General features: G+C 73.7%; 23 protein-coding genes. 12 read left to right on the forward strand and 11 right to left on the reverse strand.

Going from position 1 to position 24391, the window contains the following annotated elements; genetic code table 11:
* Window positions 1–12: 12 nt before the first annotated feature.
* Window positions 13–1134: a bile acid:sodium symporter family protein gene (locus ACIBG6_RS29940; protein WP_399225816.1), complete on the reverse strand. Its 1122-nt coding sequence runs from the start codon at window positions 1132–1134 to the stop codon at window positions 13–15.
* Between the two features lie 137 nt (window positions 1135–1271).
* Between ACIBG6_RS29940 and ACIBG6_RS29945 the strand changes: the two genes are divergently transcribed.
* The 7 genes from ACIBG6_RS29945 (at window position 1272) to ACIBG6_RS29975 (ending at window position 10856) form a co-directional block, all read left to right on the forward strand.
* Window positions 1272–2147, forward strand: a complete 876-nt coding sequence (locus tag ACIBG6_RS29945; protein ID WP_399225817.1) for a LysR substrate-binding domain-containing protein — start codon at window positions 1272–1274, stop codon at window positions 2145–2147.
* A gap of 448 nt (window positions 2148–2595) precedes the next feature.
* Window positions 2596–4425 (forward strand): AMP-dependent synthetase/ligase, encoded by a 1830-nt coding sequence (locus tag ACIBG6_RS29950; RefSeq protein WP_399225818.1) that lies wholly within the window; start codon window positions 2596–2598, stop codon window positions 4423–4425.
* Window positions 4426–4628: 203 nt separating this feature from the next.
* A complete protein-coding gene (locus ACIBG6_RS29955) occupies window positions 4629–5924 on the forward strand; it encodes an ABC transporter substrate-binding protein (protein WP_399225819.1) in 1296 nt (431 codons plus the stop codon).
* 12 nt (window positions 5925–5936) lie between these two features.
* On the forward strand, window positions 5937–8696 hold the full coding sequence (locus tag ACIBG6_RS29960; RefSeq protein ID WP_399225820.1) for an ATP-binding cassette domain-containing protein: 2760 nt from the start codon (window positions 5937–5939) through the stop codon (window positions 8694–8696).
* Window positions 8693–9463 (forward strand): ABC transporter ATP-binding protein, encoded by a 771-nt coding sequence (locus ACIBG6_RS29965; protein WP_399225821.1) that lies wholly within the window; start codon window positions 8693–8695, stop codon window positions 9461–9463. The genes ACIBG6_RS29960 and ACIBG6_RS29965 overlap by 4 nt, the downstream gene beginning before the upstream one ends.
* Window positions 9464–9562: 99 nt before the next feature.
* The gene (locus ACIBG6_RS29970; protein WP_399226082.1) at window positions 9563–10357 is read left to right on the forward strand and encodes an aldo/keto reductase; all 795 of its coding nucleotides are present in this window, start codon (window positions 9563–9565) and stop codon (window positions 10355–10357) included.
* 34 nt (window positions 10358–10391) lie between these two features.
* Window positions 10392–10856, forward strand: coding sequence for an RICIN domain-containing protein (locus ACIBG6_RS29975; protein WP_399225822.1), 465 nt, complete (start codon window positions 10392–10394; stop codon window positions 10854–10856).
* 21 nt (window positions 10857–10877) lie between these two features.
* Here the strand turns inward: ACIBG6_RS29975 and ACIBG6_RS29980 are convergent, their stop codons facing one another.
* Complete coding sequence (locus ACIBG6_RS29980; protein ID WP_399225823.1) at window positions 10878–11855, reverse strand: class I SAM-dependent methyltransferase; 978 nt, start codon at window positions 11853–11855, stop codon at window positions 10878–10880.
* A gap of 93 nt (window positions 11856–11948) precedes the next feature.
* Window positions 11949–12881, reverse strand: a complete 933-nt coding sequence (locus tag ACIBG6_RS29985) for a cupin domain-containing protein (protein WP_399225824.1) — start codon at window positions 12879–12881, stop codon at window positions 11949–11951.
* A 250-nt stretch (window positions 12882–13131) separates the two neighbouring features.
* On the opposite strand from ACIBG6_RS29985, the gene ACIBG6_RS29990 reads away from it, so the two are divergent.
* Together ACIBG6_RS29990 and ACIBG6_RS29995 are read left to right on the forward strand one after the other, a co-directional pair.
* Window positions 13132–13341: a DUF6243 family protein gene (locus tag ACIBG6_RS29990; RefSeq protein ID WP_399225825.1), complete on the forward strand. Its 210-nt coding sequence runs from the start codon at window positions 13132–13134 to the stop codon at window positions 13339–13341.
* A 157-nt stretch (window positions 13342–13498) separates the two neighbouring features.
* Complete coding sequence (locus ACIBG6_RS29995; RefSeq protein WP_399225826.1) at window positions 13499–14368, forward strand: NmrA family transcriptional regulator; 870 nt, start codon at window positions 13499–13501, stop codon at window positions 14366–14368.
* 38 nt (window positions 14369–14406) lie between these two features.
* Here ACIBG6_RS29995 and ACIBG6_RS30000 read toward each other — a convergent pair whose 3' ends face one another.
* Together ACIBG6_RS30000 and ACIBG6_RS30005 are read right to left on the reverse strand one after the other, a co-directional pair.
* Window positions 14407–15141, reverse strand: a complete 735-nt coding sequence (locus ACIBG6_RS30000) for a class I SAM-dependent methyltransferase (protein ID WP_399226083.1) — start codon at window positions 15139–15141, stop codon at window positions 14407–14409.
* Window positions 15142–15192: 51 nt separating this feature from the next.
* Entirely contained in the window at window positions 15193–15498 is a 306-nt protein-coding gene (locus tag ACIBG6_RS30005; protein ID WP_317600719.1) for a 4a-hydroxytetrahydrobiopterin dehydratase, read from the reverse strand.
* Window positions 15499–15588: 90 nt separating this feature from the next.
* On the opposite strand from ACIBG6_RS30005, the gene ACIBG6_RS30010 reads away from it, so the two are divergent.
* Complete coding sequence (locus ACIBG6_RS30010; protein WP_399225827.1) at window positions 15589–16407, forward strand: helix-turn-helix domain-containing protein; 819 nt, start codon at window positions 15589–15591, stop codon at window positions 16405–16407.
* Here the strand turns inward: ACIBG6_RS30010 and ACIBG6_RS30015 are convergent.
* Window positions 16397–16819: a hypothetical protein gene (locus tag ACIBG6_RS30015; RefSeq protein ID WP_399225828.1), complete on the reverse strand. Its 423-nt coding sequence runs from the start codon at window positions 16817–16819 to the stop codon at window positions 16397–16399. The two genes, ACIBG6_RS30010 and ACIBG6_RS30015, sit on opposite strands and share 11 nt — an antisense overlap.
* A 261-nt stretch (window positions 16820–17080) precedes the next feature.
* On the opposite strand from ACIBG6_RS30015, the gene ACIBG6_RS30020 reads away from it, so the two are divergent.
* Both ACIBG6_RS30020 and ACIBG6_RS30025 read left to right on the forward strand, forming a co-directional pair.
* On the forward strand, window positions 17081–18316 hold the full coding sequence (locus tag ACIBG6_RS30020; protein ID WP_399225829.1) for a low temperature requirement protein A: 1236 nt from the start codon (window positions 17081–17083) through the stop codon (window positions 18314–18316).
* Window positions 18316–18633 carry an IclR family transcriptional regulator C-terminal domain-containing protein gene (locus ACIBG6_RS30025; RefSeq protein ID WP_399226084.1) on the forward strand — a complete coding sequence of 106 codons (318 nt, stop codon included), beginning with the start codon at window positions 18316–18318 and terminating at the stop codon, window positions 18631–18633. The genes ACIBG6_RS30020 and ACIBG6_RS30025 overlap by 1 nt, the downstream gene beginning before the upstream one ends.
* Before the next feature lie 11 nt (window positions 18634–18644).
* On the opposite strand, the gene ACIBG6_RS30030 is transcribed toward ACIBG6_RS30025, so the two are convergent.
* From ACIBG6_RS30030 to ACIBG6_RS30050, 5 genes are all read right to left on the reverse strand, one after another.
* Window positions 18645–20579, reverse strand: a complete 1935-nt coding sequence (locus ACIBG6_RS30030) for an alpha/beta hydrolase (RefSeq protein WP_399225830.1) — start codon at window positions 20577–20579, stop codon at window positions 18645–18647.
* A 90-nt stretch (window positions 20580–20669) separates the two neighbouring features.
* Window positions 20670–20822, reverse strand: coding sequence for a hypothetical protein (locus tag ACIBG6_RS30035; protein ID WP_399225831.1), 153 nt, complete (start codon window positions 20820–20822; stop codon window positions 20670–20672).
* A gap of 61 nt (window positions 20823–20883) precedes the next feature.
* Entirely contained in the window at window positions 20884–21270 is a 387-nt protein-coding gene (locus tag ACIBG6_RS30040) for a hypothetical protein (protein WP_399225832.1), read from the reverse strand.
* A gap of 115 nt (window positions 21271–21385) precedes the next feature.
* Window positions 21386–23572, reverse strand: a complete 2187-nt coding sequence (locus ACIBG6_RS30045) for a phage holin family protein (RefSeq protein WP_399226085.1) — start codon at window positions 23570–23572, stop codon at window positions 21386–21388.
* Window positions 23573–23841: 269 nt separating this feature from the next.
* The gene (locus ACIBG6_RS30050) at window positions 23842–24246 is read right to left on the reverse strand and encodes a hypothetical protein (protein WP_399225833.1); all 405 of its coding nucleotides are present in this window, start codon (window positions 24244–24246) and stop codon (window positions 23842–23844) included.
* Window positions 24247–24391 lie beyond the last annotated feature (145 nt).

Below are 24391 nucleotides of genomic sequence, written 5' to 3' on the forward strand. Positions count from 1 at the left end.
CGGCCCGGATGATCATCGTGGGGCGGGTGGGGGTGTGATCCGGCCGATGCGTGCGGGGTGCGGGGTGGGGGCGGCCGGAACCGCGTCCTGCGGGTCGTGGGAGCGGCGCTTGGCGATGACCGCGCAGACCATCAGCTGCATCTGGTGGAACAGCATCAGCGGGAGTACGGCGAGTGAGGCGTGTGCGCCGAAGAGGACGCTGGCCATCGGCAGTCCGGCGGCGAGGCTCTTCTTCGAGCCGGCGAACTGGATCGCGACGCGGTCGGCCCGGTCGAAGCCGAGGCGCTTCGCTCCGTACCAGGTCAGTGCGAGCATCACGGCGAGCAGGACGGCCTCGACGGCGAGGAGCAGCCCGAGGCGCGCGGGGGTCACCAGGTGCCAGACGCCGGCGACCATGCCCTGGCTGAAGGCGGTGTAGACGACGAGGAGGATCGAGCTCCGGTCGACGTGCCCGAGGGCCTTCTTGTGGCGGACGAGGAAGCTGCCCACCCGTCGCCCGCCACCACCCTGCTCGACGCGCTGCGCGCGGCCCCTGACATTCCACCAGCGGCGCAGGAGCTGCCCGGCCAGGAAGGGCGCGAGGAGCTGGAGCACGATCTTGAGGAGGGCGTCGGCGGAGAGGCCGCCCGTGCCGCCGCCGAGGACCGTGCTGCCGCCGAGGAGGAGGGCCGCGAGGAGCGGGGTCAGGACGATGCCGGCGAGGGAGGAGAAGGAGCCCGCGCAGATCGCGGCGGGGACGTTGCCGCGGGCGATCGAGGTGAAGGTGATGGAGGACTGGATGGTGGAGGGCACGAGGCAGAGGAAGAGCAGTCCGCTGTAGAGCTGCGGGGTGAGCACGGTGGGTACGAGGCCTCGTGCGGCGAGCCCGAGGAGCGGGAAGAGCAGGAAGGTGCTGCCGAGGACGGTGAGGTGGAGCCGCCAGTGCCGGAGGCCGTCGAGCGCCTCGCGGGTGGAGAGGCGGGCCCCGTAGAGGAAGAAGAGCAGTGCCACGGCGCCGGTCGACGCGGCTTCCGCGACGGTGGCGGCGGTACCGGACGCGGGGAGGAGCGCGGCGAGGGCGACGGTGCCGAGCAGCGCCAGGATGTACGCGTCGACGGGGAGCCAGGACGGCAGGCGCGGGGCAGGACGGGTCATGCGGCGGTTCATGGGGCTTCAGCTCTGTGGAGTGCGGGGGTGCTTCCATCCTGGTCCAGAGGGCGGTGATCGGGAATCCCGTACAGCGCTCTGACTGTCATCGCGGTTCATGATGACAGAGGCGTACCGTCGTCCCCGTGTACGAACCGACGCAGCTCCGCACGTTCCTCGCCGTGGCCCAGACGCTGAGTTTCACGCAGGCCGCGCGCCGGCTCGGTGTGCGGCAGTCGACGGTCAGCCAGCACGTCCGGCGTCTGGAGGAGGCGACGGGGCGTCCTCTCTTCTCTCGGGACACGCACAGCGTGGAGCTGACGGACGACGGCGAGGCGATGCTCGGTTTCGCGCGGGCGATCCTCCAGGCGCACGAGCGGGCGGCGGCCTTCTTCGGGGGGACGCGGTTGCGGGGGCGGCTGCGTTTCGGGGCGTCGGAGGACTTCGTGACGACCCGGCTGCCGGAGATCCTGGAGTCCTTCCGGCGTGAGCATCCCGAGGTCGACCTGGAGCTGACGGTCGAGCTTTCGGGGACGCTCCAGGCGCGGCTGGCGGCGGGCCGGCTGGATCTGATCCTGGCGAAGCGGCGTGGCGAGGAGGGTGAGGAGAGCGAGGGGCGGCTCGTGTGGCAGGACTCGCTGATCTGGATCGGCGCGCCGGGGCTGCGGGTCGAGCCGGACCGTCCGGTGCCGCTCATCCTGTTCCCGCCGCCGGGGATCACGCGGGCGCGGGCGCTGGAGGCGTTGCAGGCGCAGGGCCGGGCGTGGCGGATCGCGTGTACGAGTTCCAGCCTGAGCGCGAACGTCGCGGCGGCCCGGGCGGGGCTCGGGGTGATGGCGCACACGCGGGGCCTGGTGCCGGAGGGACTCGTCCCGGTGCCGGCCCGCGCGGGGCTTCCGGAGCTGGGCGAGGTCGGGTTCGTCCTGCTCCGGGGGCGGCGGGGCGGGGCGGCGCAGGAGGCGGCGGACGCGCTGGCGGAGGCGATCCTGGCGGGCGGCGACCGACTGCACCGGCCGCGCTGAGCCGCGGGGCGGCTCCGCTGAGATGCCGGGCATGGCCGCGCTGAGCTGCGGGGCCGGCTCCCCTGAGATGCGGGGCCCGCCGCGCTGAGATGCGGGGCCCGGCCGCGCTGAGTCGCCGGGCCCGGCTCCGCTGAGCCGGGGTCTCGGAGAGCCTCCGTGAGCAGGGGGTACAGATTCCGTGGAGATTCGCGCCGGGCGGATGTACCGAGCGGTCCGCAACCCAGCCGCCGTACCCGCGACTTGCTCCTCCCACCCGCCCTGACCTGTGGGAACGCGGAATGTCCCGGCTTGGTGAAGGCCCTCCCGCCGGGCAGGCCGGTGGGGTACCGTCACCCGCGCCGTACGGAGCGCGACAGCGGTCCCTTTCAGCCACCGAGCCAGCGAGTCGCGGAGCCGTCGAGCCGACGAGCCGACGGAGCCGTCGAGCCGACGAGGGAGGAGCAGGCCAGTGCGCGAGTTCACCGTGCCGCCCGTCGCGGCGGCGCCTCAGGTCGGCGGTCTGGCGGACGCCGTGTTCGATCACGCCGTGGCTGATCCGGACCGGGTGGCGTTCGGCCGCAAGGGCCGGGACGGGGAGTGGCGGGACGTGACGGCCGCGCGGTTCCGGGACGAGGTCCTCGGGCTCGCCAAGGGGCTGATCGCGCAGGGTGTGCGGTTCGGCGACCGGGTCGCGATCATGTCCCGTACGCGCTACGAGTGGACGCTCTTCGACTTCGCGCTGTGGACGCTGGGCGCGCAGCCCGTGCCGGTGTATCCGACGTCCTCCGCCGAGCAGGTCTTCTGGATGCTGCACGACGCCGAGGTCACGGCGTGCGTGGTGGAGCACGAGGACCACGCGATGACGATCGGGTCGGTGATCGACCGGCTCCCCCGGCTCCAGCGGCTGTGGCAGCTGGACTCGGGGGCGGGGGCCGTGGCGGAGCTGACGGCGGCCGGCACGGAGATCGACGAGGACGTCGTGCAGCGGCACCGGCGGGCGGTGACGCCCGAGTCGGTGGCCACGGTCATCTACACGTCGGGGACGACGGGCCGCCCGAAGGGCTGTGTGATCACCCACGCCAACTTCATGTTCGAGTCGGACATGCTGACCGGCCGCTGGGACCCGGTCTTCCGGTCCCGGCCCGGGGAGCAGGCGTCGACCCTGCTGTTCCTGCCGCTGGCGCACGTCTTCGGGCGGATGGTGGAGGTGGCGGCGGTCCGGGCCGGGGTGAAGCTCGGGCACCAGCCGGTGATGGCGGCCGCGGAGCTGCTGCCGGACCTGGCGGCGTTCCGGCCGAGTTTCGTCCTCGCCGTCCCGTACGTCTTCGAGAAGGTCTTCCACGCGGCCCGGCGCAAGGCGGAGAGCGACGGGCGGGTTGCTCCCTTCGACAAGGCCGTGGAGGTGGCGGTCGCGTACGCGGAGGCGCTGGAGCAGAAGGCGTTCGGCACGGGCCCGGGGCCGTCGGCGGCGCTGCGCGTGCAGCACCAGTTCTTCGAGAAGACGGTGTACGGGAAGATCCGGGCCGCGCTGGGCGGGCGGATGCGGCACGCGATGTCGGGTGGTTCGGCGATGGCCCGCCGGCAGGGCCTGTTCTTCGCGGGCGCCGGGATCACGGTCTTCGAGGGGTACGGGCTGACGGAGTCGTCCGCGGCGGCCACCGCGAACCCGCCGGAGCGGACCCGGTACGGCACGGTCGGGCAGCCGGTCCCGGGGACGACGGTGCACATCGCGGAGGACGGAGAGGTGTGGCTGCACGGCGGGCAGGTGTTCTCCGGCTACCTGAACGATCCGCGGTCGACATCCGCCGTCCTCAACGACGGCTGGCTCGCCACCGGTGACCTGGGCTCGCTCGACGAGGACGGCTATCTGACGATCACCGGGCGGAAGAAGGAGATCCTGGTGACCTCGGGCGGCAAGAGCGTCGCGCCGACGGGTCTGGAGGAGCGGGTGCGGGCGCATCCGCTGATCGCCCAGTGCATCGTCGTCGGCAACGACCGGCCGTATATCGCCGCGCTGGTGACGATCGACCAGGAGGCGGTGGAGCACTGGCTCGCGATGCAGGGGCGGGCGCCGCTCTCGCCGGCCGAGCTGGTGCGCGATCCGTCCCTGGAGACGGAGATCCGGCGTGGCGTGGTGGCGGCCAACACGCTGGTCTCGCAGGCGGAGTCGATCCGTACGTTCCGGATCCTGGCGCATCCCTTCAGCGAGGAGCACGGGCTGCTGACCCCGTCGCTGAAGCTGAAGCGGAAGGCGATCGAGCGGGCGTACGCGGCGGAGGTCGAGGCGCTGTACGGCTGATCGGGGCGAGCTCTACGGGCTGATCGGGGCCGGGTGTACGGGCTGATCGGGGGCCGCTGTACGGCCGGTCGGCGCGAGCCGTACGGCTGACCGGAGCGAAGGTCACTGGTTTCTGACGCGCCATCAATTGACGTTGCGTCAGTTATTGACGGTTCATCAGCTCGGTCACAGAATGCGGTCACCCGACGGAGGGACGACCGACCGTGTTGCGACCGAACCGCACCCTGCGACCGATCCGCACCCTCGCCGCCGCAGCAGCGGCCCTGCTCCTCGCTACAGCCTGCAACTCGGCCTCGACCGGAGGGGATTCGAACAAGCCCGGCACCCCCGGATCCCCCGGCGGCTCCGCGCGCGGAGTCACCGCCGACGCGATCAAGGTCGGCGGCATCGTCTCCATGACCACCGCGAGCGGCTACTCCAAGAAGGACACCGATCTCGGCGCCAAGGCGCGCTACGACCGGGCCAACGCCGAAGGCGGTGTCAACGGGCGCAGGATCGACTACCTGGGCGCCGAGGACGACGGCCAGGACCCGGCCAGGAACCTGGCGGCGGCCCGCAAGCTCGTCCAGCAGGACGAGGTCTTCGCCGTCTCCCCCATGAGCTCGGTCACCTTCGCCGGAGCCGACTTCCTCGACGGCCAGAAGGTGCCCACCGTCGGCTGGGGCACGCTCCCCTCGTTCTGCGGCCCGAAGTACCTCTACGGCTTCAACGGCTGCCTCGTCCCGACCCCGGGCGGCACCCTCAACCAGACCTGGCCGGAGGGGCTCGCCACCGTCCTCGGCGGCGCGCGCGGCAAGTCGGTCGCGCTGATCGCCGGCGACAACGACGCGGGCAAGTTCGGCATGCGCACCTTCACCCAAGGCTTCAAGGCCGCCGGCTTCCAGGTCGCGTACGCCAAGGCCGCGGTGCCCGCGACCTCCATGCCCAGCGACTGGTCGGCGTACACGAAGGAGATCCTCCGCTCGGGCCCGGGCGGCCGGGCGCCCGACGCCGTCGTCTCCGTGATGCAGACCCCGTACAACATCGGCCTGTTCACCGCCCTCAAGCGGTCCGGCTACAAGGGTGTCATCTCCGACCCGACCGACTACGACCCCGGGCTGCTCGCGAAGGACGCGACGCGTCAGGCGCTCGACGGGGTCCATGTGCTGCTGCAGTTCCAGCCGTTCGAGGCGGACAGCCCCGCCATGACGCAGTTCAAGGCGGACATCAGGAAGGCGGCGGGCGGGAAGGACGTGCCGCTCAACATGCACATGATGACCGGCTACATGTCGGCCGATCTCTTCCTGTCCATCGCCGCGAAGGCGGGCAAGGACCTGACCGTCGAGTCCTTCCAGAAGGCGGCGGACGGCTTCTCCGACACAGGCACGCTCGTCGGCGACCGGGCCGAACCCAAGGGCCAGAAGGAGAGCTTCGGCTGCGGAGCGCTCGTCCGGCTGAAGAACGGACGCTACGAAGTGGCCGTGCCGTTCAAGTGCTACCCGCCGATCCCCTTCGGATGAGGACGCCTCACCGTGGGTGACCTGCTGGGCTTCGTGCTGAGCGGTCTGGTCTCGGGCGCGCTGTACGCGCTGCTCGCGACCGGGCTGGTCCTTTCGTACTCCGCCTCCGGGCTCTTCAACTTCGCGCACGGGGCCACCGCCTACCTGTGCGCGCTCGCCTTCTACGAGCTCCACTCCGGCTTCGGCTGGCCCGCCGTGCCGACGGCGCTCCTGCTCGTGTGCGTCGTCGCGCCGGCGCTGGGCTGGGGCCTGGACCGGCTGATGTTCCGCAAGCTGGCCCGGGTCGGCGAGACGGCGCAGATCGTGGCCACGATCGGCCTGCTCGTCGCGCTGCCCGCGGCCGGGCTGTGGGCGGTCGAGCTCCTGGAGCGGGCCGGTGCCCCGGTCCAGCCGGCCGAGAACCAGTTCGGGCTGCCGGGTGTCGGCCCGAGCCCCGCGGTGTCCTGGCAGCCCCTCGACGGCGTCGGCATCGACTCCGACCAGTTGATCACCTGGGTCGCGACGGCGCTCGTGGCGGCCGGGCTGTGGCTGCTGATGCGGCACACCCAGCTCGGGCTCCAGCTGCGGGCCGCCGTCGACAACCGCTCGCTGACGGAGCTGCGGGGCATCAGCGCGGACCGGCTGTCCTCGATCGCGTGGATGCTGTCGTCGGGCCTCGCGGGCCTCGCCGGGGTCCTGGCGACCCCGCTCCTCGGCCTCTCCGCGCACGACTACACGCTGTTCCTGTTCGTCTCCGCGACCGCGGCGGTGCTCGGCCGCTTCCTCTCCGTACCGCTCGCGTTCGCGGGCGGGCTCGGACTCGGGGTGCTGCAGAACCTGGTGGCGGGATACGCGTCGTTCGCCGAGGACATCACCGGGTTCCGTACGGCGGTGCCGTTCCTGATCCTCTTCGGCGGCCTCGTCGTCCTGGCGCGGCGCGGGCGGGCGGCGGGCACGGCCGCCGCGGATCCGCCGCCGGTCGACTATCTCGCCGGGAAGCCATGGGGCCGCCGATGGGGCCCGTGGGTCGTCGCGGGCGTCCTCCTCGGCACCGCCTTCTACACCGTCACCACACCGTTCTGGTCCGGGATCCTCGCGCAGGGCCTCGCGATCGGGCTCGTCTTCATGTCGTTCACGGTCGTCACCGGCCTCGGTGCGATGGTGTCGCTCGCCCAGGCGACGTTCGTGACGGGAGCGGCGCTGGTGGCGGGGCTGCTGATGAGCCACGGCTGGCCGTTCGTGGCCGCGGCGGCGGTCGGCACGGCCGCGGCGGCGCTGCTCGGCGCGGTGGTCGCGCTGCCCGCGCTGCGGCTCGGCGGGCGGTCGCTGGCGCTCGCCACCCTGGCCCTCGCGTTCCTGGCGGACCACGTGCTGTTCCAGGTGGGGTGGTTGCGCAACGGGGACACGGGGTGGGAGATCCCGCGCCCCGTCCTCGGCCCGGTGGACCTCGCCGACGACCGTGCCCTCGGGGTCGCGCTGGTCCTGCTGTCCGGGGCGGTCGTGTGCCTGCTGACCTGGCTACGCGGCTCCCGATGGGGCCGGGCCGTGCTCGCGGTCCGGTCGGCGCCGGAGGCCGCCTCCGCCTCGGGGGTGTCGGTCGTCCGCACGAAGCTCCTGGTCTTCACGGTGTCGGCGGGCCTCGCGGGCTTCGGAGGCGTGCTGTACGCCTCGTACAACACCCGGATCACGGCGACGGACTTCACGGCGATGACGGGTCTGGTGTGGCTGGCCGTCGTGGTCGCCGCGGGGGTACGGCGCCCGCAGTTCGCGGTGGTGGCGGGGCTGGCCTTCGCGGTGGTCCCGCATCTGATGGCGACGTACGTGACGGAGTCCGCGCACCTGCCGGTGATCCTGTTCGGCCTGGCGGGTCTCGCCCTCGCCAACGACCCCGACGGGTACTGCGCGGCGCTCCCCTCGCGGCGAGCGGCACGGGCCGCACGGGCGGGCGCCCGGGGGACGACGGCGGTACGGGGAAGCGCCTCGGCGCCGCTGCCCGTGCAGGGTCGGGCCCCGACGCCAGTGCCCGCCGGAACCACGGTCGTCCGCCCGCGGAGCGAGGCGGGACCGGAGCCCGACTCCGACGCGCCCGCGCCCGCGCCCGCGCTCGCGTTGCGCGGCGTGCGGGCCGGGTACGGGGGCGCGGCGGTGGTCCACGGGGTCGAACTGGAGGTCCGCGGCGGGGAGGTGCTCGTGCTGCTCGGGCCCAACGGGGCCGGGAAGTCGACCCTGTGCCGGGTCGCCGCCGGCCTGCTCCGGCCGTCCGCCGGGCACATCCACGTGGGGGGCCGGGACGCCACCGGGGACGACACCGTCCTGCGGGCCCGGCGCGGGGTACGGCTCGCGCCCGAGGGGCGGGGGATCTTCGCCGGACTCTCCATCGAGGAGAACCTGGCCCTGCAACTGCCCACGCCCGAGGACCGCGACGCCGTGTACGCGCGTTTTCCCGCGCTCGCGGCCCGCCGCTCCGTCGCCGCCGGCTCCCTCTCCGGCGGCGAACAGCAGCTCCTCGCGCTCGCCCCGCTCCTCCAGCGCCCGCCCGCCGTCCTCGTCGCCGACGAACCCTCCCTCGGACTCGCGCCGCGCGTCGTGGACGAGGTCTTCCGCCTCCTCACCGAACTGCGGGCGAGCGGCACGGCGCTGCTCCTCGTCGAGGAGAAGGCGGCCGAGGTGCTCGGCATCGCCGACACCGTCGCGTACCTCTCGCAGGGCGAGATCGCCTGGTCCGGGCCGCGGTCCGACGTGGACACGGACCGGCTCGCCGAGGCCTATCTGGGGACGGGAGTCCGCCCATGACACGTGCGATGCTCCACGCCGCGGGGGTCGACGTCCGCTTCGGCGGCGTCCACGCCCTGCGTGACGTGACCATCTCCGTACGCCCCGGAGAGATCTGCGGCCTCATCGGGCCGAACGGTGCGGGAAAGACCACGCTGTTCGACGTCCTGTCCGGGATCCGGCGGCCCGACGGCGGGAACATCACGTTCGCGGACGAGGACATCACGCGCCGCTCCCCCGTGTGGCGCGCCCGGCACGGGATCCGCCGGACCTTCCAGCGCCAGCAGCTCTTCGGGCAGCTGACGGTGACCGACAACCTGGTGGTGGCCCAGGACTGGCGGGGCGGGCTGCGGCCGGGGGCGCGACGCCACCGCGAGCGGGCCGCCGCGGTGCTCCGCGAGTGCGGGCTCGACGCGCTCGCGGACGCGTACGCCGGCGCGCTGCCGGTCGGGCAGGCCCGCACGGTCGAACTCGCCCGGGCCCTCGCCGACCCGCCTCGCGTGCTCCTCCTCGACGAACCCGCCTCCGGGACGACCGCCGACGAGCGCCGCCGACTCGCCGCCGTCGTCCGCCACATGGCCGAGGAGGAGAACTGCGCGGTACTGCTCGTCGAGCACAACGTGCCGTTCGTGATGGAGCTGTGCTCGCGCGTCGTGGTCCTCGACCTCGGCCGCGTCCTGGCCGAGGGAACGGCCGCCGAGGTACGGGCCGACCCGGCCGTACGGGAGGCGTATCTCGGCGCGTCCCCGAACATGTCTCCGGGTGCCGCGGAATGCGAGGAGGACTGAGATCGTTGTACGGGGGATTACCCCCGACGATGTGAGGACCGAGCGCACGTGAGCACGGACAACAAGGTCCCTTCCCGCACCCTGAACAACGGCGTGGCGATGCCGCAGCTGGGCTTCGGCGTGTGGCAGGTGCCGGACGACGAGGCCGCGACGGCCGTGGCCGCCGCCCTGGAGGCCGGCTACCGCTCGATCGACACGGCCGCGATCTACCAGAACGAGCGGGGCACCGGGCAGGCCGTGGCCGCTTCGGGCATCCCGCGCGACGAGCTGTTCGTCACCACCAAGGTGTGGAACAGCGATCAGGGTTACGACGCGACGATGCGCGCCTTCGACGCCTCGCTCGACAAGCTGGGCCTCGACCACGTCGACCTGTACCTGATCCACTGGCCGCTGCCGTCGAAGGACGCGTACGTCGACACGTACCGGGCCCTCGAGAAGATCCACGCGGACGGGCGGGCGCGGGCCATCGGCGTCTCGAACTTCCTTCCCGAGCACCTGGAGCGGCTGATCGGCGAGACGTCCGTCGTGCCCGCCGTCAATCAGATCGAGCTCCACCCGCAGCTCCAGCAGACGGCCTCGCGCGAGGCGCACGCCCGGCACGGCATCGCGACGGAGGCGTGGTCGCCGCTCGGCCAGGGCAAGGGGCTCCTGGAGGTTCCGGCGATCGTGGCGATCGCCCGGAAGCACGAGCGGACGCCGGCCCAGGTGGTGCTGCGCTGGCACCTCCAGCTGGGGAACGTGGTGATCCCGAAGTCGGTGACGCCGTCGCGCATCCGCGAGAACATCGACGTCTTCGACTTCACGCTCGACCCGGAGGACCTGGCGGCGATCGCCGCCCTCGACGAGAACCGCCGCATCGGGCCGGACCCGGCCGAGTTCCACGTCGGCGCGTGAGAGAGGTCGGCGCGTGGAAGAGGGGGAACGCACCGTGAGTGGTGCCCCGGGGCCGGTCGAGGAAGGCCTCTACCGGGTACGGAACGTGGCGAGCGGGCTCCTGATGGAGATCTTCGAGGGGTCGGGCCGCAGTGGTGCCAAGGCGCAGCAGGGTGCCGAGAGCGGGACCCCGGGGCAGCACTGGCACATCGCGCCCGTGCCGAACGGCGGCGGCCTCTACCACCTGGTCAACGCGGCCAGCGGCAAGCGGCTCGACGTCATGAACGCGTCCACGGAGAACGGCGCGCTGATCCAGCAGTGGAAGCCGAACAACTTCGGCGCGCAGGAGTGGATCATCGAGCAGGACCTCCAGTCGCCGGGCACGGTGGCCCTCGTGAGCTTCGTCAGCGGGCTGTTCCTGGAGGTCGCTGACGACTCGCGGGAGGCCGGCGCGTCCGTACGCCAGTGGGAGGACACCGACTCCCCTTCCCAGTGGTGGCGGTTGGAGCCGGTGTCCTGACGTCGCGGCCCGGGTCGGCCGTCAGCCCTTGCGGGCGGTGTGGACGGTCCGGGCCGTGAGGTGGAAGAGGTCCGTGCGGTGGTGCAGGGACCTCTCGTCGGCCGGGTCGAGGAGCCGGTCGAGCGTCTTGCGGTCGTCCGGGGCGATCCGGTCGCCGAAGCCCTCGCGCAGCCGCTGGTAGTGGGAGACGGCCAGCTCCCGCACGACCGGGGAGACGGGCGCGGGGACGTCGGTGAGGAAGGTGCGGGTGCCGGCGGGGGTGAGGCCGGCGGAGGCGAGGAGTGCCCGCCAGTCGTCCGGTTCGTCGACGGCGCCGGGCAGTCCGGCGCGCATCTCGCCGAACGAGTCGGCGTGGGCGGCGTCGAGACGGGCTTCGAGTCCGGGTCGGCCGATGCCGATGTGCCAGGGCAGGTGGCGGGTGGGCAGGCCGCCCTCGACGAGCGCGATCAGGCCGCCGGGACGCAGGATGCCGGCGAACTCCGCGAGCGCGGCCCGCTGGTCGCCGATGTGGTGCAGGGAGTTGCCCGCCCAGACGAGGTCGGCCTCGCCGAGGGTGCCGATGGCCTCGGGGAGTTCGGCGTGGAGGGTGGAGACCCGGACGCCGAGACCTCGGGCCTCGGCGCGGTCGCGGGCCCGTACGAGGAGTTCGGGGGTGCCGTCGACGGCGACGGTCTCGGCGGCCGGGAAGGCCTCCGCGAGCAGGCCGGTGACGACGCCGGGGCCGCTGCCGATGTCGAGGACGCGCCGGACGCCGTAGACGGGGGCGAGGGTGCCGAGCCAGGCGGCGGCCTCGGCGTAGGCGGAGCTCGCGATCTCGGCCTGCCGCTCCAGGTGCGAAGCCAGCTGGTTCCAGTCCAGAGGGGCGCTGCCGTGGTCGTGGCCGGGCTGGTGGCCGGGCCCGTGACCGTGGTTCTGCCCGTGACCGTGGTTCTGCCCGTGGTCGTGGTTCGGGCCGTGGTCGTGGTCGTGGCCGGGGTGGGATGCGCGGTGCTGACTCATGGTTCCAGGGTGCGGCGGGGCGGCAAAATACGCGAGAAATGTTGCCGGTCCGGCAAAGAGCACCAGGCCGCATCTCGTCGGCGCCCGCTCCGCTCAGCTCCGAGCGCGGTGCTCCTGCGGGCTGACGCCCCGTACCCGCTTGAAGGCGGCGCTCAGGGCGAACGCGCCGCTGTAGCCGACCTGCCGGGCGACCGCCTCGACGGTGGTGTCCGTCTCGCGCAGCAGATCGGCGGCGAGCGCGAGCCGCCAGCCCGTGAGGTACGCCATCGGGGTCTCGCCCACGAGCTCGGCGAAGCGGCGGGCGAGCGCGGCCCGGGACACGCCCGACTTGGCCGCGAGCGAGGCGACGGTCCAGGGGTGGGCGGGGTCGTTCTGGAGCAGCCGCAGCGCCCGGCCGACGACCGGATCGCCCATGGCCTGGTACCAGGCGGGCGCCTGGGCTCCGGGCCGGGAGAACCAGGCGCGGACGCCGGCGATGAGCATCAGGTCGAGGACCCGGTCGAGGACGGCGCTCTGGCCGGGTTCGTCGCGGGCGATCTCCTCCCCGAGGAAGGGCATGAGGGGGCAGTTCCACGCGTCGGCGGGCAGGTGCAGCAGCCCCGGCAGGGCGTCCAGCAGCCGGCGGCCGACCTCGCCGTCCATCCGGTAGGTGCCGACGAGGACCGTGTTGCGGCCGGCGGGGGCGTTGCCCCAGGTGCGGACGCCGAGCCGCATGGTCTCCGCGAGCGGCTCCCCGGAGAGGGTGGTGCAGGCGCCGTCCGGGCCGATCACGGCGCGGGGCGGGGCGTCGGGGGCGTCGCCGACGGTGTACGGCTCGGGGCCGCGGGCCATGGCGATGTCGCCGGGCTTCAGGAGGACGGGTTCGCCGGTGTCGGGGACGAGCCAGGCCTCGCCCTCGGTGACGCACATCAGGCATATCGCGGCGCCGTCCTCGATGCGCACGGACCACGGCGGATCCATGATCATGCGGAGGAGGAAGGCGCCCCTGGCGCGGGGCCCGTCGAGCAGTCCGGCGAGTGCGTCCATGGTCGGCAAGCGTAGGGGGTGTCCTGTCGATCGGACCGGATCAGGGAGCGGCGAAGGCCCGGCCGGACGCCGGGCGGCGACACGGTTGGTCTGCGGGGCCGACGGGACCGGGTAACGTCTTTGTCATGTTCTTCCAGGCGCCGATTCACGAGTGAGAGCGTGATGGGCCTCTGCTGACGTTCTTCGACGTCGCCGCCTGTCCCTCACAGATGAATCCGTAGATCACTTCACATCACGACCGGGAGAACCCGTGACCGACAGCAAGAACATCAACAACCCCGTGGGCCAGGGCGGCGGCCAGCGCAAGAAGCTGTCCCGCGCCGAACGGCAGAACAACGGTCCGCACCGCAACCTCGACCGCCAGAATGCCGCTGACCGCAAGGCGGAGCTGGTGCGCAAGATGCGCGAGAAGGCAGCCGGGGGCGCAGCGCAGGCGGGCGACGACACCGCCCGGAGCTGACGCACCGCCGCCGCGGGGCGGCACCGTACGGGACAGGGCCCGGACCGCGACGCGCGGTCCGGGCCCTGCTGCTGATGGCGAGCACGTGAGACGCAGGCGTAGGGGTGTGAGACTGCGGAGCATGGGCGGCGGGGGCCGTGGGCGGGAGTCTTGAGCCATGACGACGCACACGAACACGACGACCGACACGAACGCCACCACCGACACCCCGCGGACGATCCTGGTGACGAGCGCCACCGGCAAGACCGGGCGGCGCGTGGCCGAGCGGCTCAAGGCGCGCGGGGTGGCGGTCCGCGCCGGGTCCCGTACCGGATCGACTCCCTTCGACTGGGAGGACCCGGAGACCTGGGCCCCGGCGCTGCGGGGCGTGGACTCCGCGTACGTGGCCTACTACCCGGACCTCGCCGCTCCCGGCGCGATCGAGGCCATGCGGGAGTTCGGCCGCCTCGCGCGGGAGAACGGCGTACGGCGGATGACCGTGCTGTCCGGGCGCGGGGAGCCCGAGGCGGTCGTGGCGGAGGAGGCACTGCGGGAGGCGGCCGTCGGGGTCGAACTGGCCGTCGTAAGGGCCTCGTTCTTCGCGCAGAACTTCTCCGAGGGGCTGCTCGCGGAGGGCGTCGCGGAGGGGACGCTGGTCTTCCCCGCGGGTGACACGCTCGAACCGTTCATCGACGCGGACGACCTGGCGGACGTGATCGTCGAGACCCTGACTGCGGACGGTCACGCGGGGCGGGTGCACGAGGTGACGGGGCCGCGGCCGGTGTCCTTCACGGAGGTGGCCGAGGAGATCGCGCGCGTCTCGGGTCGCCCGGTGGTCTACGAGGCGATGCCTGAGGCGGAGTACGCCGGGCTCCTCACGGGGTTCGGCCTCCCGGCGCCGGAGGCCGAGTGGCTCGCGGGCCTGTTCGCGACGCTCCTCGACGGCCACAACGCCTCGGCGACGGACGGGGTGAAGCGGGTCCTGGGACGCGAGCCCCGCTCGTTCGCCGCGTTCGCGGCGGAGACCTGGGGCGGTCCGAAGTCCTGAGCGGACCCCGACGAGGATCGCCGGCCGGGTGAGGGAGTTCAGCCGCGCCTGACGAAGCGGGCCAGCCGGTAGCGAGGGTCGTCACGGGGGCGATCCTGGTCCGGGAGGGCCGTGAGGGCGGCGGCGAGTGCGGCGACGGACGCCGTGTCGCCGTCGAACCAGGAGGCGAAGTAGCCGCTGCGCAGCTTCCGAACGGTGTCGCGCGGGGTCCTGCCCTGTCCGTGGCCGGCGAAGTCGGTGCCGGGGGCGGGGTCGAGGCCGTGGGCGGCGGCGTGCCGGGTGATCAGGTCCGAGCGGTCGGTGGCGCCGGACTCCGAGCGGTGGGGGCGGAGGATCTCGTCGATGTCGCTGCCGACGTCGTGGGCGGCGTCCTTGTCGACGGTGGCGATCAGGACACCGCCGGGGCGCAGCACACGGGCGGCCTCGGCGACGATCTCCGGTGCGAAGGGGACGAGGTGCAGCAGCCAGACGGCGGAGACCGCGTCCAGGGAGGCGTCGGGCAGCGGCAGCCGCCGGGCGTCGGCGCGGACGGTGCGTCCCGGCAGGCGCCCGGTGGCCGTCCGCAGCATCGCGTGGGCGGCGTCGGCCCCGTACACGCGCAGCCCGGCCCTGGTGAGGCGCTCGGTGACGAGGCCGGTGCCGCAGGCGAGGTCGAGGAGCGTACGGGCGCCGGGCGGCACGAGGCGCAGCACGGCCTCGGCCGCGGCCTCGGCGCGGGGCACGCCGCCGCGGGTCCGGTCGTAGTGCGCCGCCTCGGCCTCGTAGTCGAGCATGGTGTCCGCCATGCCGGTGATCCTACGGAAGGAAGGGAAGGGACCGGCGGGTCAGTCGGCGCCGTGGCCGGGGGCGATTCCCTCCACGCGTTCGGCGAGCTGGAAGTCCTTCTCGGTGACGGTCCCGCCTGCGGAGTGGGTGTTCACGGACAGGGCCACGGTGTTGTAGCCGAGGGTCAGGTCGGAGTGGTGGTCGAGCTCCTGCTGGATCTGGGCCACGTGCACGACGAGGGCGGTCGCGGCGAAGTGGTCGCCGAGCCGGTAGGTGCGGAGGAGACGGTCGCTCTCGACGGACCACCCGGGGAGCTCCCGCAGTCGGTCCTCGATCTCCTTCTGCGACAGCGGCTGTGTGGGCACGATGGTGCTCCCTCCGATGGGGTGGTGCGCGGTGCGGACGGGGTCCCCCGGGGAAGCTACCCGGGTCCCCCTCTGGGATACCGTCTGGCCATGACAACTGTCGTGAGCGACACGGGGGTAGGGCCGCTGTTGCGCGGGTGGCGTGAGCAGCGGCGACTGAGTCAGCTGGAGCTGGCGCTGCGTGCCGATTCGTCGGCGCGGCACATCTCCTTCGTGGAGACGGGCCGTTCCCGGCCGAGCGAGGAGATGATCCTCAGGCTCGCCGAGCACCTGGACGTGCCGGTGCGGGAGCGGAACGCGCTGCTGTTGGCCGCCGGTTACGCCCCCCGGTACACGGAGTCGCCGCTCGGCGCCCCGCACCTGGAGGTGCTGCGGGAGGGCATCGAGCGGCTGTTGCAGGGGTACGAGCCGTATCCGGCGTTCGTGGTGGACGGCTCGTACACGGTGGTGGCGGCCAATCGGGGGATCGGGCTGCTGCTCGGCGGGCTGCCGGAGCATCTGCTGGCCCCGCCGCTGAACGCGATGCGGCTCACCCTCCACCCTGAGGGTCTCGCGCCGCGGATCCGGAACCTGCGGGAGTGGCGGGGGCATCTGCTGGCGCAGATGGAGCGGCAGATCGCGCTGGCCCGGTCGGAGGCGCTGCGCGAGCTGTACGAGGAGGTGGCGGCGTATCCGCTGCCGCCGGGCGCGGAGGAGGAGAGCGTGCCCGACGCGGAGCCGTATCCGTACATCGCGCTGCCGATGCGGATCGAGCACGACGGGCGGATCCTGTCGTTCGTGTCGTCGATCTCGACGTTCAACACGCCGATGGACGTGACCGTCGCCGAGCTGGCCATCGAGACGCTGCTCCCGGCCGACGCGGAGACGGTCGCGTACCTCCAGTCCCTGGCGGCGGCGGTCAGCGAGTAGCCGGGACGGCGCGCAGGGCGGTCCACTGGAGCAGGGCGAACCCGGCGACGGTGGCGGCCTGCATCGGCGTCCACAGGAGGCCCGCGGTGGTCGGCTCCAGCCAGGCGAAGAGGGCGACGACGCTCAGGACGGCCCAGAGGACGTTGACGTCGACGACGAGCTTGACGCCGAGGGCCGGGGGCTGCGGGCGGCTCGCGAGCCAGGCGACGCCGGCGGCGTACGCGGTGAGGAGGACGCCGAGTTCGAGCAGGAGGGCCGCGTCGATGCCGAGGAGCTCGCCGAGGGGGCCGGAGGCCGTCAGGTAGGCGAGCCCGTTGGCGCCGGTGACGAGGGCGTCGAGGGCGAGGAACCGGCGCAGCGCGGTCTGGGGGCGGGTGGTGCGGGCGAGGCCGGCGAACAGGGCCTGGGACATGGCGGATCACCCTCCATGGGGGACGTTGGGGCTGGGGCCTGTCCGGCGGATCAGGGTCGGACAGGGCCCGTGCTGGGTCCGGAGCCCGAGCGGAGTGCGCCGCCCGGGTTCCGGTGTTCATGAGCATGCCGCGCGGCCCGGGAGGGGTCGATTACGTGAGAGGTAATGCCGGACTCCGGACAGCCGTTTCGTCGTGCCCGTGGCGTGAGTAGTCTTCGCGCCGGGTGGCCGGGACCGGTCTCCCGGAGGGGGAGACAGCACATGGCGTGGAACAGGGAACGGGCTCTCGTCGTGGCCACCGGTGACGATCACCGGGTGACGCCCGCGGAGCTCTTCTTCGACCTGGTGTTCGTGTACGCGATCACGCAGGTGACGGCCCTGATGGCGGCGCACCCGTCACCGGTGGGGGTGGTCGGCGGGATGGTCGTGCTCGCGCTGCTCTGGTGGTGCTGGTGCTGCTTCGCGTGGCTGGGGAATGTCGTACGGGCCGACTCCGGCGGGGTGTTCGCCGTCCTCGTCACCGTCATGGCCGTCGTCCTGATCGTGTCGCTGGCCGTGCCGGACGTCTTCGCGGACGCGCCCGGCGGACTCTCGGCCCCGCTGGTGTTCGTCGTCTGCTACGGCGTGGTGCGCGTCCTGCACCTGACCTCGTACTGGGTCTCCAGCCCCGGGGACGCGATGCTGCGCGCCACCCTGCGCCGTACGGCGCTGATGTCCGTACTGCCGCCGCTGGTGCTGCTGCTGATCGGCAGCGCGTACAGCGGCCGGGTCCAACTCCTGCTGTGGATCGGCGCGGTGGCCGTCGACTACGGCGGCATCTACGTCACCGGCGCCTCCGGCTGGCGGGTCAACTCCCCCGGGCACTTCGCCGAGCGCCACGGCCTGATCGTGATCATCGCACTCGGCGAGTCCATCGTGGCGATGGGCGTCGGCGTCTCCGGCTTCCCGCTCACCTTCGCCGTCCTCGGCGCCTCGGCCGCCGGGCTGCTGCTCGCGGCCGGGCTGTGGCGGCTGTACTTCCGGCAGCTCGGCGAGCCCGCCGAGCACCGGCTCGGCGGGCTCGACGGCGACGACCGGACCCGCTTCGCCCGGGACGTGTACACCTTCCTCCACCTGCCGCTGGTCGCGGGCGTCGTGCTCTGCGCGCTCGGCATGAAGAAGGTCCTCCAGCAGGTCGCCGACACCGGCCACTACGGCCTCGCGGAGCCGCTGCACGGGGTCGTCGCCTGGTCCCTGCCCGGGGGCGTCGGCGTCTTCCTGCTGGGCGCCGCCGCGATCGTGCTGCGCACGACGGGCCGGCGGCCGACCGCCTTGGCCGTCGGCGGGGTGTGCTGCCTCGCGGCGGGTCCGCTCGTGGGGCTCGTCCCGGCGCTGCCGGCGCTCGTGGTCCTCGCCGTCACGACGGCGGTGCTCGTCTCGCTGCACGGCCGGCGGGGCGCCTCGGAGGTGCGCGCGGCGGCGGAGGCGAAGCCGCTCGCCGATCCTGATCCGGCCTGATCGGCAGGACACCGCCCGCCGCCGCCTATCCGGTCCGCCGCCCCGTGGCCCGGCTGACCCCGCGCACGGTCCGGGACGAGGAGGCCCTCCTGACCCGGCTGGCCGGGATACGGCGGGGAGCGCCGGCGCTCGAACGGGAGGAGTGCGTCCTCGGCTCGGTGTGCGCGGCCGTGCCGATCACGGTGGGCGGGGTCCACTCGGCGGTCGGCTTCTCCCTGCCGGTGAGTGAGCGGGCGCGTCTGGAGACGACGGCGGAGCGCCTGTGGGAGCGGCTCGAACGGGTCCTGACGACGCAGGCGTTCACGGTGCCGGCCTGACGGGCCGCCGCTCAGTAGGCCGCCTTGCGGTGGCGGATGAAGGCGCGCAGGCGGGTCGTGTCGGCGGCGGTCCAGTCGGGTGGCGGCAGGACCGCCGCCCAGCCGTCGACGGCGCCGGCCCCGTACCGGTGGCCGTGCGGGGCGTCGACGCCGTAGGAGACGGTCATGTCGACGGAGGTCTGCCAGAAGGCGACGAAGGGGAACCAGCCGATCTCGGGGGTGACGTCGGGGCCGAGCGGTTCGTCGAGCCATTCGGGGCGGTCGAGGAGCAGTTCGGGCGACCACCAGACGACGGGGTCGGAGGCGTTCTGCAGGTAGACCGCGCGCGGCCGTTCCCAGCGGGCGGCGGGGCGTTCGAGGTCGGTACGGGGGAACTGCGCGAAGCGGATGTGGGCGCCGCCGCGGTATTCGGGGCGCCAGACGGGGCTGCCCGGGTCGCGGTCGCGGCGGATCTCGCGGGAGATCGGGGAGAAGTGGGGGGCGCCCATGAGGAGGGCGCCGTCGGTTCCGGCGAGGAGCGCGTCGGCGGTGCCGAAGGAGGCTTCGACGGCGTAGGCGCCGAGGCTCTCGCCGGTGACGACGAGCTTCGGCCGCCGGTCGGCGGGGAGGTCGGCGAGGCGGGCGCGGACGGCGTCGAGGAGGGCCCGGGTGGCCTGCCCCGCCTTCTCCTTGTCGACGAGGAAGGAGACCCAGCTCGGGAGGTACGAGTACTGGACGGCGACGGTCGCGGTGTCGCCGCCGTACATGTACTCCAGGGCCTCGGCGACGTTCGGGTCGATCCAGCCGGTGCCGGTCGTCCCGGCGACGGCGAGGACGGCCCGGTCGAAGGCGCCGGTCCGTTCGAGTTCGCGGACGGCGAGGCGGGCCTGGGCGGCGAAGGGGCGGTCGTCCGTGAAGGCGGCGGGCAGCGCGGAGGGTATGTAGACGCGGACGGGTTCGCGGGCGGGCCGTCCGGTCCAGGCGGTGAGGGCGGTGCGGGTGGGGGTGGAGCCGGTGAAGTTGCGTCCCTGGTAGCCGAGGTCCTGCCAGGGGATGAGGGAGCCGGGGCCGCCGGAGACGTGGCGGGACGCGGGGCGCCGGATGCCGTCCTTCGTGCCGCCGTTGGTGGCCTCGGCGATGCGGTCGGCGAGGTCGACGACGCCCCGGTCGAAGACGACGTCGCGGACGCCGACGAGGACGACGAGCGCGGAGAGGGCCGCGCCGACGGCGTAGGCGACGGGGCGCGGCAGGAGCCTGCCGAGGAGCCGGATCAGGGTGGCGGCCCCGAGTCTTACGGAGCGGGCGACGAGGAGCGCGGCGAGGAGGAGGCCGAGGGCGATCAGCGCGATCATCGGTGTGTGCCAGGTGAGGGTGGGCGGAAGGCCCTGGAGGACCCGCAGCTGACGCTGCATCCGGGCGCTCTCGGAGATGAGCCAGACGGCGAGGACCGGGCTGAGCAGCCAGTACGCCTGCCAGCAGCGGGTGCGGACGCGCTCGCCCGGCCGCCGGCGGACGAGGGCGCGGAAGAGCCAGGCGAGGCCGGCTCCGAGGGCGTAGCCGATGACGGCGGTGATGCCGCCGACGATCCCCTGGAGGTACCAGGGCCGGGGCACGAGGGAGGGCGTGAGGCTGGACCAGAAGAAGACGGTGGCTAAGCAGAGCGCGGTGAGGTCGGGCCAGCGGCGGATGCGGTACGAGGGGTCGGGGCGGTCCCAGTAGGGGCGCCGCGCGAAGGCGAGGAGCTGGGCGGCGGCGCGAGCGGCGGCGCTGGTCCCGGTGCCGGTGCCGGTGGTCCCGGTGCCGGTGGTCCCGGTCCCGGTGCCGGTGCCGGTGCCGGTGGTCCCGGTGCCGGTGGTCCCGGTCCCGGTGCCGGTGCCGGTGCCGGTGGTCGTTTCGGTGGCGGGGCCCGGGCCGGACGCGGGTCCGGCGGACCGATCGGGGCTGGTGTTCCGGTCGGTCGAGGTCATCGGATCAGCCTCGTACGTCCGTACACCCGTCCGCAAATCGTATTTCCACAGGGGCCGGGTCGGCCCGCGTCCGCGTCCGGATCCGGCTTCTCAGCGGGGGGAGTCCTCCCGGGGGGCGGGCGGCTCGGTCACCGGGGCGGGTTGCGCCGGTTCGGCGGGCTCGGCGTGGCGGTCGGCGCGCTGGGCTCGGGAGGCCTCGGCGCGCAGCAGGGCCTGGAGGACGGCGTACGGGTCGACGGGCATGGCGGAACTCCTCGCGTGGGGGGGGTGATGTCTGGGCTGACTGCCGGGAGGTCCGGGCCTGTCAGCAGCGCATCACCACGCACCGGAGCGCGTCGCCTCGCGGGGCGGGTACGGGAGCGGGGGCGGTGGTACGGGAGCGGCGGCGGGCGGCACGGGGGCGGCGGCGCGGCGGTACGGGCCGGACGCGCGTGCGGTGCCGCCTGGCCCGGCCGGGAAGCCCTGCCTCCGCGGCCGCCGGGTCGAACGTCTCCGCGCCCGGGTCGGAGGCCGGGGCGGCGGCAGCGGCGCGGAGTTCGGCGCCACCGGGGAGGGCGTTGGCCGCGCCCGTGGCGAACAGGGCGGTGAGGATCAGGAGGAGCGCGACCCATCGGGGTCCGCCCGGCGCGAGGCGCGGCCGGCGGCCCGCCGGGGTGGCGGGCGTCGCGGTCGGCTCGGACACGGGGCTCACGGAGATGCGTCCTGCCCCGCGCGGGTCCGCACGCGGCGCTCCTGGGCCGAGTTCCGCCCGGGCGGCCTACGTCCTGGGCCCCGGATTCACCGCACCGGCGGTCACGGCATCCCCCTCAGTGGTGCTTGTCCCGCACGACCGGACCATCGACCGGAACATCGACCGCGCCATCGACCAGGCCGTCGACCGCGCCAGCGGCCGGGCCATCGACCGGGCCATCGACTGGGCCATCGACCGGACGCCGTGATTCCGACGCGCCCATCGGCTGCGCGATCTCCCGCGGCAGCACCGGCCCCAGCGGCACCTGCGGGCCCGCGGACTCGCGCAGCCAGCGGCGCAGCACCCGGTGGACCCGCTCCGCACCGACCAGCTCCTCCCCCGCGCCGACCGGCGCCGTCAGCTCCGGCGGCGACAGCAGGAAGGGGTGCGACTGCTCGCCGCCGAGCCCGCCGTGCGAGCCGATCTGCTCCTCGAAGGCGTGCACGGTTCCGGTCGCCGGGTCGTACATCGAGTTGACCATGATGTCCGCGACGTGCGGGAAGCCGTCCGTACGGCGCACGGCGTCCGCCGCGCCCCGCCCGAAGACGGCCAGCGGCCCGTCGTCGGCGAGCTCGGCGACCGGCACCTCCACGCCGTCGCGGGCGAGGACGAGCGAGCCGTGCTCGACACTCGCCACGAGCACGAAGCCGACGCCCGGATGGTGCGCGAGGGTCCGCAGCAGCGCCGGGTGGCGCCGCTCGATCTCCTCGCGGGTCATCCGGTGCGGCACGTCGGGGAAGGAGATCAGGCCGAGGTTGCCCGAGGCGAGGACCACCGGCTCGGAGGGCTTGGCGGGCAGCTCCTTCGCCGTCTCGCCGGTCTCGTCGAGCGGCCGGTGCAGGGCGCTGCGCAGCGCGTCCCTGGCCGCGTCGCGCGCCTCCGAACCGCTGGGGGTGCGCCGCACGCGGCGCGGCACCGGCAGCCCGCACCCGGCCCGTACGAGCTCCTTGAGCGAGAGGCCGTACGCCGACTCGAAGGTCTCGCCCGGGCTCTGCCCGTGGTCGGAGAGGAGCACGATCCGGTACGGCCTCGGGGCGTGCTCGGCGACGGTCGCGATGAGGGCGATCGCGCGGTCGAGGCGGCGCAGGACCTGGTCGGTGTCCCGGCCGTGCGGGCCGGAGTGGTGGGCCACCTCGTCGTACGCGACGAGGTCGGCGTAGACCCCGGTCCGCCCGGCCAGCATGTCCCCCATCACGGCGGAGACCACCACGTCCCGCTCGACGACCGTCGCGAAGGCGCGGACGAAGGGGTACGTGCCGCCGCGCGAGACCCTCGGGGTGTCGCGGCGCAGCAGCGCACGGGTCGACTGGCAGATCTCGCGGACGCACTCGGTGACGAGCGAGCCGGCGGTGCGGACGGCGTTGGCCGGGTCGGAGAAGTACGCGAAGTATCCGGCCCGTGAGCGGTTGCGCCTGCCGCGCCGGGCGGCCATCGACAGGACCAGGGCGAGCTGGTCGGCGCCGCCGCTGAAGAGGTTGCCGCGGGAGGCGCCGTCGAAGGTGAGCAGCCCGCCGTCGCCGGTGCGGCGCACGGCCCGCCGCTGGAGTTCCACGGCGCTCGCGGGGCGGTTCGACACCATGAGCCGGCCGGTGTCCTTCTCGTACCAGCGGAAGGCGGGCACGTCCTCGTTGGAGCCGTGCAGGATGCCGAGCTGGCTGGCGCCGGTCTGGCTGGACCAGTCGGTCCGCCAGGGGGTGAGCCGGTGGCCGTCGTCGAGCCAGCCGGCGACGGTCGGCATGAGCCCGTCGGCGACGGCGGCGCGCAGCACGTGGTGGCCGACGCCGTCGAGCTGGAGGAAGACGGTGCCGGGGGCGGCCTCCGGCGAGTCCTCGGGGTCGCGGGGGCGGGTGCGGCCGGTGAGCCGGTAGAGGCGGCGGCGGTAGGCGTCGTCGTCGCGGACGGCGAGGGCCGTGGCGGTGGCGGAGGCGACGGCCGACATCACGGCGGCGACCACGACGGCGGTCTCGGGGTCGGCGGCGCCGCGCCCGTCGGGGATCAGCCAGAGCGCGACGAGCAGCAGCGAGCCGTTGAGGAAGAACACCAGCAGGCCGAGGACGAGCGCCGGGACGAGGAGGAGGGCGCGGACGATCACCGGCCACACGAGTGCGCCGAGCAGACCGAAGACGCCCGCGGCGCAGGCGGCGGTGACGGCCGTCCTCGTCAGGCTGTCGCCGTCCGTGGACTGGAGCTCGAAGTCGGGGAGCAGTCCGGCGAGGGCGAGCATGGTGAGGGTGGACACCGCCCACACCACGATCATCCGCATCACCGCGCGGCCCGTGGTCCGCCAGCGGCCGGCGCCACCCCATCGCCCGTCTCCCACGCCCGATTCACCTTTCACCCGTTTCCTGCCTCAAGCGTGGCACAACGCCCACGGTCAAGGCGCGAAACGGGTGACGGGGAACGGCCCGGGTGTGTCAGGTCGCGCGCTCCCGTGTCAGGTGATGCGCGCGGGTCAGGAGCCGTCGAAGCGGCGATGGATCAGGAGCCCTCGTACCCGGCGATGAGTCAGGAGCCCTCGTCCCCGGCCGTGGGTCAGGAGCCGTCGTACCCGGCGGTGGGCATCGAGAGCCGCCGGTGCACGCCGGCCTTGGCCGCCGTGTCGTACGCCGGTTCGTCGAGGCCGACGGTCTCGACCCGCACCCCGCGGCGCTCGCACTCGGCGCGGAAGCCGGGCACCGAGGTCAAGGCCCGGGCGAGGACCCGCTCGTTGGCGGCGACGAAGAGGTCCACCTCGCCCGCCTCCACGTCCTGCCACAGGGCCGCGTGGTCGGGACGGATGCCGTAGAAGAGGAGTTGGCGGACGAGCGCGTACCCCTTGTCGACGGCCCAGCGGGCGCACAGCTCGTGCTGGCCTCGCGTGTCCACCAGGAAGGGGTCGCTGTCCAGCTCTTCGAGCGGGGTGAGGCTGGCGATCGCCGCCACCCGAACGTCGTCCATGGAGCGACCCTACTGGGGAACGGCACGGCCGAACATCCTCCGGAGCACGCTCCGGACATTTACCCTCGTTACGGAGGTACGGAACGGTCGCGGACATCGGGGCGCGGCAGCCGGAGCCCCCGACGACGGCAGACGGACGACGGAA

Source organism: Streptomyces sp. NPDC050842 (assembly GCF_044456565.1).
GTDB lineage: Bacteria > Actinomycetota > Actinomycetes > Streptomycetales > Streptomycetaceae > Streptomyces.

Bases quoted from the DNA above. Each gene is read 5' to 3' on its own strand.
- ACIBG6_RS29940 (WP_399225816.1), bottom strand. From the start codon at position 1,134: ATGACCCGTCCTGCCCCGCGCCTGCCGTCCTGGCTCCCCGTCGACGCG.
- ACIBG6_RS29965 (WP_399225821.1), top strand. From the start codon at position 8,693: ATGACACGTGCGATGCTCCACGCCGCGGGGGTCGACGTCCGCTTCGGC.
- ACIBG6_RS29970 (WP_399226082.1), top strand. From the start codon at position 9,563: ATGCCGCAGCTGGGCTTCGGCGTGTGGCAGGTGCCGGACGACGAGGCC.
- ACIBG6_RS29980 (WP_399225823.1), bottom strand. From the start codon at position 11,855: ATGAGTCAGCACCGCGCATCCCACCCCGGCCACGACCACGACCACGGC.
- ACIBG6_RS29985 (WP_399225824.1), bottom strand. From the start codon at position 12,881: ATGGACGCACTCGCCGGACTGCTCGACGGGCCCCGCGCCAGGGGCGCC.
- ACIBG6_RS29995 (WP_399225826.1), top strand. From the start codon at position 13,499: ATGACGACGCACACGAACACGACGACCGACACGAACGCCACCACCGAC.
- ACIBG6_RS30000 (WP_399226083.1), bottom strand. From the start codon at position 15,141: ATGCTCGACTACGAGGCCGAGGCGGCGCACTACGACCGGACCCGCGGC.
- ACIBG6_RS30010 (WP_399225827.1), top strand. From the start codon at position 15,589: ATGACAACTGTCGTGAGCGACACGGGGGTAGGGCCGCTGTTGCGCGGG.
- ACIBG6_RS30015 (WP_399225828.1), bottom strand. From the start codon at position 16,819: ATGTCCCAGGCCCTGTTCGCCGGCCTCGCCCGCACCACCCGCCCCCAG.
- ACIBG6_RS30020 (WP_399225829.1), top strand. From the start codon at position 17,081: ATGGCGTGGAACAGGGAACGGGCTCTCGTCGTGGCCACCGGTGACGAT.
- ACIBG6_RS30030 (WP_399225830.1), bottom strand. From the start codon at position 20,579: ATGACCTCGACCGACCGGAACACCAGCCCCGATCGGTCCGCCGGACCC.
- ACIBG6_RS30035 (WP_399225831.1), bottom strand. From the start codon at position 20,822: ATGCCCGTCGACCCGTACGCCGTCCTCCAGGCCCTGCTGCGCGCCGAG.
- ACIBG6_RS30045 (WP_399226085.1), bottom strand. From the start codon at position 23,572: ATGCGGATGATCGTGGTGTGGGCGGTGTCCACCCTCACCATGCTCGCC.
- ACIBG6_RS30050 (WP_399225833.1), bottom strand. From the start codon at position 24,246: ATGGACGACGTTCGGGTGGCGGCGATCGCCAGCCTCACCCCGCTCGAA.